The sequence below is a fragment of the Luteirhabdus pelagi genome, assembly GCF_016827595.1.
GTDB lineage: Bacteria > Bacteroidota > Bacteroidia > Flavobacteriales > Flavobacteriaceae > Luteirhabdus > Luteirhabdus pelagi.
The window spans coordinates 1-232 of the sequence record NZ_JAECMS010000056.1 but is presented as its reverse complement, the minus strand read 5'-3'; the positions used below and the strand labels follow the sequence as shown (position 1 = coordinate 232).

The following is a 232-nucleotide window of genomic DNA, read 5'->3' as shown; positions in this document are numbered from 1 at the left end:
TGAATGAGTTGTTTGAGTCGAATCGACAGGTGCATTTCGTTGTAGAGGAAATAAAACACCATCAACGCGCCACTGATAGGAATCGCCGCATAAATCACGCCCATGGGAATTTGCAGCGCTGAGTCCATTTGCCACATTTGGCGCACTGAACTGTTGTAACCGCCGATGATCATGATTGAAATCGCAAACACCACCGTGACCAGCTCGATCAACATCTCCAGCACGATCTGGG

General features: G+C 48.7%; 1 protein-coding gene. It reads right to left on the bottom strand.

The window, feature by feature from the left end; all coding sequences use genetic code 11:
• On the bottom strand, nucleotides 1-232 hold a 232-nt coding region (locus I4Q58_RS15530), incomplete at both ends, for a TRAP transporter small permease subunit (protein WP_203296826.1).